This window comes from Fulvivirga kasyanovii (genome assembly GCF_009711405.1).
GTDB lineage: Bacteria > Bacteroidota > Bacteroidia > Cytophagales > Cyclobacteriaceae > Fulvivirga > Fulvivirga kasyanovii.
The window spans coordinates 21361-27395 of sequence record NZ_SMLW01000616.1; the positions used below are offsets into that span (position 1 = coordinate 21361).

General features: G+C 43.5%; 5 protein-coding genes. 3 read left to right on the forward strand and 2 right to left on the reverse strand.

What is annotated here, in order from left to right; genetic code table 11:
- Positions 1 to 11 precede the first annotated feature (11 nt).
- From E1163_RS19800 to E1163_RS19810, 3 genes are all read left to right on the forward strand, one after another.
- Positions 12 to 785 carry an enoyl-CoA hydratase/isomerase family protein gene (locus E1163_RS19800; protein ID WP_155174196.1) on the forward strand — a complete coding sequence of 258 codons (774 nt, stop codon included), beginning with the start codon at positions 12 to 14 and terminating at the stop codon, positions 783 to 785.
- A gap of 120 nt (positions 786 to 905) precedes the next feature.
- Positions 906 to 1772, forward strand: coding sequence for a substrate-binding periplasmic protein (locus E1163_RS19805; RefSeq protein WP_155174197.1), 867 nt, complete (start codon positions 906 to 908; stop codon positions 1770 to 1772).
- Between the two features lie 181 nt (positions 1773 to 1953).
- Positions 1954 to 3870 (forward strand): RecQ family ATP-dependent DNA helicase, encoded by a 1917-nt coding sequence (locus tag E1163_RS19810; RefSeq protein WP_155174198.1) that lies wholly within the window; start codon positions 1954 to 1956, stop codon positions 3868 to 3870.
- Between the two features lie 115 nt (positions 3871 to 3985).
- Here E1163_RS19810 and E1163_RS19815 read toward each other — a convergent pair whose 3' ends face one another.
- A complete protein-coding gene (locus tag E1163_RS19815) occupies positions 3986 to 5173 on the reverse strand; it encodes a phosphoglycerate kinase (protein ID WP_155174199.1) in 1188 nt (395 codons plus the stop codon).
- Between the two features lie 126 nt (positions 5174 to 5299).
- Positions 5300 to 6035, reverse strand: a 736-nt coding sequence (locus tag E1163_RS19820; RefSeq protein WP_155174200.1) for an L-threonylcarbamoyladenylate synthase, incomplete at its 5' end; no start/stop codon positions are given.

Sequence of the window (6035 nt, forward strand, 5' to 3'; positions counted from 1 at the left end):
AATATCAACATATGGAATTTATACAATACAGTAAAAAAGGACAAATTGGCTACATAACGCTAAATCGCCCCGAAAAGCGCAATGCCCTGAGCTTTGAGGTGGTTTCAGAGCTTAAAGAGGCTTTTACTGAGGCGTCGCAGGATGATGATGTAAAGGTTGTAGTGCTGAGGGCCAACGGGAAAGCATTTTGTGCAGGAGCTGATCTTGGGTATCTGCAGCAACTTCAGGCAAACACGTATGAAGAGAACCTGGAGGATTCAAATCACCTAAAAGAGTTGTTTTATCAGATCTATACGCTGGATAAAGTAGTTATAGCCCAGGTACAGGGGCATGCTATTGCCGGCGGTTGCGGGTTGGTGTCCGTTTGTGACTTTGCGTTTACGGTACCGGAGGCAAAATTTGGCTATACAGAAGTCAGGATAGGTTTTATTCCGGCCATTGTAAAAGTCTTTTTGCTGAGAAAAATTGGAGAGATGAAGTCTAAAGAATTGCTCCTCACTGGGGAACTGATCAATGCTGACGAGGCTAAAGCTTACGAAATTGTAAATAAGGTGGTGGCTGCTTCCGAGCTGGAAGAGACGGTAGCTGATTTTGCTAATATGCTGATAAGCAAGAACAGCAAACAATCTATGGCCTTTACCAAACAAATGATTGCCAGAGTGCAGGCGATGTCATTGGAGGAAGGGCTACAGTATGCGGCTGAGATGAATGCCAAAGCAAGGGCCAGTGAAGACTGCCAGCGAGGAATCGCAGCATTTCTCAATAAGGAAGAAATAAAATGGTAATATTTTAATTATTTATAAGCTGTTTTTGTTGAAAATAGCAAAAAGTCTTTATTGGAAGGTGGTTTTATAGGCAAAAAAACAGGAGGATGTTTAATTTGGCTTTTTAACCAACCAAAAATTATGAAGACTACCAAACGACTAACATTTCTTTTCATCATGCTGGTAACGGCATGGTCATCTCCGCTTATGGCACAGTATAGTGGAGATTCCTGGAAAAAAGTGCAGGGAGCTGGCTCAGGCACAGTTTCCTTTGCTTATGTAGAAACACCCGGTTTTGTATATAAAGATGCTTCCGGGAAGTTGACAGGAATCTGCGTTGATATTATGAACGATTTTGTGCAGTATGTGAACGAAACCAAAGGAGTAAAACTAACTGGTAAATTTGTTGGTAACGGGAGCAGCTTTACGGGTATGTACAATCAGGTGAAGTCCAGCAGGGATGGTGTTTTCGGACTCGGTAATATCACCATTACAGATGGCAGGAAGAGGGAGATCAGGTTTAGTCCTCCTTTTATTACCAATTTTGCGATCCTGATTACTCAAAAAAGTGTGCCTACGCTCAATAGCCTGGAAGAAATATCTACAAAATTTCAGGGACTTACAGCGTACACGGCCAAGGGTACCCTGAATGACAAAAGGATTCAGGATTTGAAAAGCAAATATTACCCTGAAATGAAAATTGCTTATGCACCTTCCAGTCCCGCTACTTTGGATAAGGTGCTGTCTGACCCCAATGCCTTTTCATATCTCGATTTGGCGTTTTACCTGGATGCCGTGCAAAGAAAGCAACCACTTAAAAGGCATCCTATTGGCGACCAGGCATCAGAGCAGTTTGGGTTTGTTATGCCTATGAACAGCGACTGGCAGCCATTAATGGAAGAGTTTTTCAATGCTAATGGGGGCTATACCAACTCTGTGGAATACAAGAAAATACTTACCAGACATCTTGGGGATACAGGAGTAAAACTCTTACAAACCGCTAATTAATTAGTCTGTTAAAAAAAACTGAATCACGCTGATAAAGAGGCTGTCTCAAATGGATTTTGAGGCAGCCTCTTTTCATTTTATAAGCCCTGTTGCCAGTGTCGTTATGGCTTTGTTTCTTTGAGTAAGATATTAATTCGGTTTTCTGAAATTATAACAAGCATAAAAAATGTAATTTCAAGGGATGAGTGATGCAGTAGAACAACCTTTAAACATACTCAAGAAGTACTGGGGCTATGATGAGTTCCGGGCCGTGCAGGAAGATGTGGTTAATGCCGTGTTGCGAGGTGAGGATGTGCTTGCGTTATTGCCTACCGGTGGTGGCAAATCCATTTGCTTTCAGGTGCCTGCCATGGCCAGGGAAGGTATATGTATTGTGGTTACTCCGCTGATTGCCTTAATGAAGGACCAGGTCGAGCAATTGAACAAAAGGGGGATTAAGGCCCAGGCTATTTTTTCAGGCATGAGCCGGTCTGAGATTGATATTAAACTGGACAACTGCATTTATGGGGATGTAAAGTTCCTGTACCTTTCGCCGGAGCGCCTGCAAACTGATATTTTTAAAGAACGCCTTCAAAAAATGAACGTTGGCCTGCTGGCTGTAGATGAAGCACACTGTATATCCCAGTGGGGCTACGATTTCAGGCCTGCTTATTTAACCATTGCTGAAATACGCCCGCTGATATCTGAGGTAAACATCATAGCGCTTACGGCTACCGCCACACCAGAGGTGAGGGATGACATACAGGATAAACTGCTGTTTAAAAAGCATAATGTATTTCAAAAAAGTTTTGCCCGCTACAACCTGTCCTATGCAGTACGCAAAGTAGAAGATAAGGATAAAAAACTCCTGGAAGTGCTTAGGAATGTTAAAGGAACGGCGATAGTATATACCCGTACCCGTAAAGAAACAAAGCAAATAGCTGCATTCCTTTTACGACATGGCTTTTCTGCGGACTTCTATAATGCCGGCCTTTCCCATGAAGAGCGCACGGCCAAACAGGATAACTGGATCAAGGACAGAAAACGGATCATGGTGGCCACCAATGCCTTTGGTATGGGCATAGACAAGCCTGATGTTAGGGTAGTAATACACATGGACATTCCTCAAAATCTGGAGTCATACTACCAGGAGGCGGGAAGGGCCGGAAGGGATGAACAAAAAGCTTTTGCGGTGGTCATTTATGAGGAGGCAGATATAGATGACCTTAAAGCCCAACTCGATCAGCAGCATCCTTCAATAGAAAGCATTAAGAGGGTTTATCAATGCCTTGCCAACTTCTACAAAATGGCTGTTGGCAGTGGCCTTGGACAGAGCTTTGATTTTGATATACAGGACTTCTCCGATCATTATGGGATCCACCACATGGAAGTTTACTACTCCCTCAAAAAACTGGAAGAAGAAGGGCTGATCCAGTTTAATGAGAGTTTTTATAACCCTTCCCAGCTCCATTTTAAAGTTGATAATCGTGCGTTGTATGAATTTCAGATTGCCAATGCCAAATATGATTTCTTCATTAAGGCATTATTGAGGATCTATGGAGGCGAGGTGTTTAGCAATTTCGTAAAAATATCAGAAGCTCAACTGGCGAAGGTGTTGGAGACTACTGAAAAAGAAATCATCAAAGCCCTGGAGCGGTTGGATGACCAGGGAATACTGACTTATGACAAGAGAAAAGAGAAACCTCAGGTGATTTTTACAGTGCCGCGTCAGGATAGCACTACCCTGAAACTCGACAGGGCACGGTTGGGCGAGCGGGAGAAAACTGCCCGGCAAAAGATGGAGGCCATGATCAATTATGTGAAGCATGAAGATACCTGCCGTACACAGTTAATATTGGATTACTTTGGCGAGAGTACCTTTGAAAATTGCGGTATTTGCGATGTATGTCTGACTAAAAAACATGATGACAAAGACCATGATATTGAAGGCTACCGCTTACAGGTCAGGCACCTGACTGGAGAAGGGCCTCTTACAGTTGAGGAGCTTATGGAAAATATTAACCCATCGGAAAAAGAGATGTTTCTCAACCTGGTTCGTGAGATGATTGACAGCGGAGAACTGAGGTATGATGATCAGTGGAGGCTGGAGAAGGTGTAGCCAGCCAATAGATAGTTAAAGAAGGATTATTAATCAGCACAAAAAAGCCTCTGTCAATTGCTTGCAGAGGCTTAAAGATCAGGCGAGAAAACCCGCCGTTATATTTTAAAGGATCTTAATCTTCCAGAGCTTTTACACCCGGTAATTCTTTGCCTTCCATGTATTCAAGCAATGCACCACCACCTGTAGATACGTAAGAAACTTTGTCGCCATAACCAAGCAGATTAACGGCTGCGGCAGAGTCACCACCGCCGATCAAAGAGAATGCTCCCTTTTCAGTGGCTTCAATCACGGCTTCGGCAATGCCAGTTGTTCCTTTGGCGAAGTTCGACATTTCAAACACACCCATAGGACCATTCCAAAGGATGGTTTTTGAGCTTTTAATGGTCTTTGCAAAAACTTCACGGGCCTGTGGGCCAATGTCCAGTCCCATCCAGCCATCAGGGATAGCGCCATTCCGTACTATGTCAGTTTTGGCGTTGTTATCAAACTTATCAGCAATTACTGAATCGAAAGGCAATTCAAGGTTTACTCCCTTTTCTTTCGCCTTTTTGATCAGCTCGTTAGCAAGATCTAATTTGTCTTCTTCTACAAGTGATGAGCCTATGTCACCACCCATGGCTTTGAAGAATGTATATGACATACCACCGCCGATAATCAGGTTGTCAACTTTATCCAATAGTTTTTCAATGATCAATATTTTATCCGAGATCTTCGCACCACCCATGATGGCAGTATAAGGCTTATCGGCTTTGTCGAGTACCTTTTGGGCGTTTTCAATCTCTGCAGCCATTACGTAACCGCAAACTTTTTCATCAAAAAACTGAGCTACAATGCTGGTAGATGCATGTGCACGGTGGGCTGTACCGAAAGCATCGTTCACATAAATATCTCCGTGCGCAGCTAGTTTTTTAGCAAAACCTTCATCCCCCTTTGTTTCTTCGGGGTAAAATCTCAGGTTTTCAAGCAGTAATATTTCACCGGGCTGCAAGCCTGATGATTTAGACTCAGCTTCTTCTCCAATGCAATCAGAAGCAAACTTTACGTCGGTATCGAATCTTTCTGAGAGGTCTTTGATCAAGTGTTTCAATGAGAATTTATCCTCAGGGCCACTTTTAGGTCTTCCAAGGTGGGACATTAACACTACTGAACCTCCATCGCTAAGTATTTTTTTAATAGTAGGTACAGCAGCTCTGATGCGGGTGTCATCGGTGATCTCGAATTTGTCATTCAATGGCACATTAAAATCTACTCTTATTAAGGCTCGTTTGTTTTTAAAGTTAATGTCGTCAATAGTTCTCATAGGCTGATTTTTTAAAGGCGTAAATATCTAAAATTATATCATAAACTGCCTAACTAACCTGATTGTTTTTAAGTTATGTTGTTCCTGTTTTATATCTGGTAGGATACGGTTGTTGGCGTATGGGGATTATTTGGCCGCAGCTCTTTTCAGGCGGTCGTTGATAGCCAGGCCAAGGCCGTGCTCAGGCACAGGTTCTGCAAGAATAACGTCTATATCCTTTTTGTCAAGCAACCGCAGTGAAGAGAACAGGTTTTTGGCAGCAGTGGTTAGTTCGCCATCAGGGGCCAGTATCATTTGATGCTCGGGTACAATGCCTTCAACGGACCGGGTGAAACTGATGATGCCGGTGCGGTCTTTCCCATATTCTTCAACCAATGTATCGAGATTTCCTACAACCACTTTTTTACCCGGGGAATAATGACTTTTCAGCATTCCGGGAGCTTTGGGGTTGGAGGAGGAGTGTGGCATGAGTTTTACTTTGCCGATAATGCTTTCGATCTTCTCTTTGCTGAGCCCGCCTAACCGGTGAATAATAGCTTCATCCCCTTCAAATCCTACAATGGTAGATTCTATTCCTACAGGGCAGGGGCCACCATCCAGCACATATGCAATCTTTTCACCAAGTTGATCATCAACATGTTGTGCTGAGGTAGGGCTTACATAGCCAAAGGGATTGGCACTTGGTGCCACCAGTGGAAAATCGAGAGATTGCAATAGTTGCATGGCCAGCGGCTGGTTGGGGATGCGTACTGCTACGGTGTCCATCCCTGAAGTCACAAGGTCGGGGATGATGGCTTGTTTGGGAAGCAGCAACGTCAATGGTCCGGGCCAGAACCTCTCAGCAAGTAATAAGGCTTTTTTT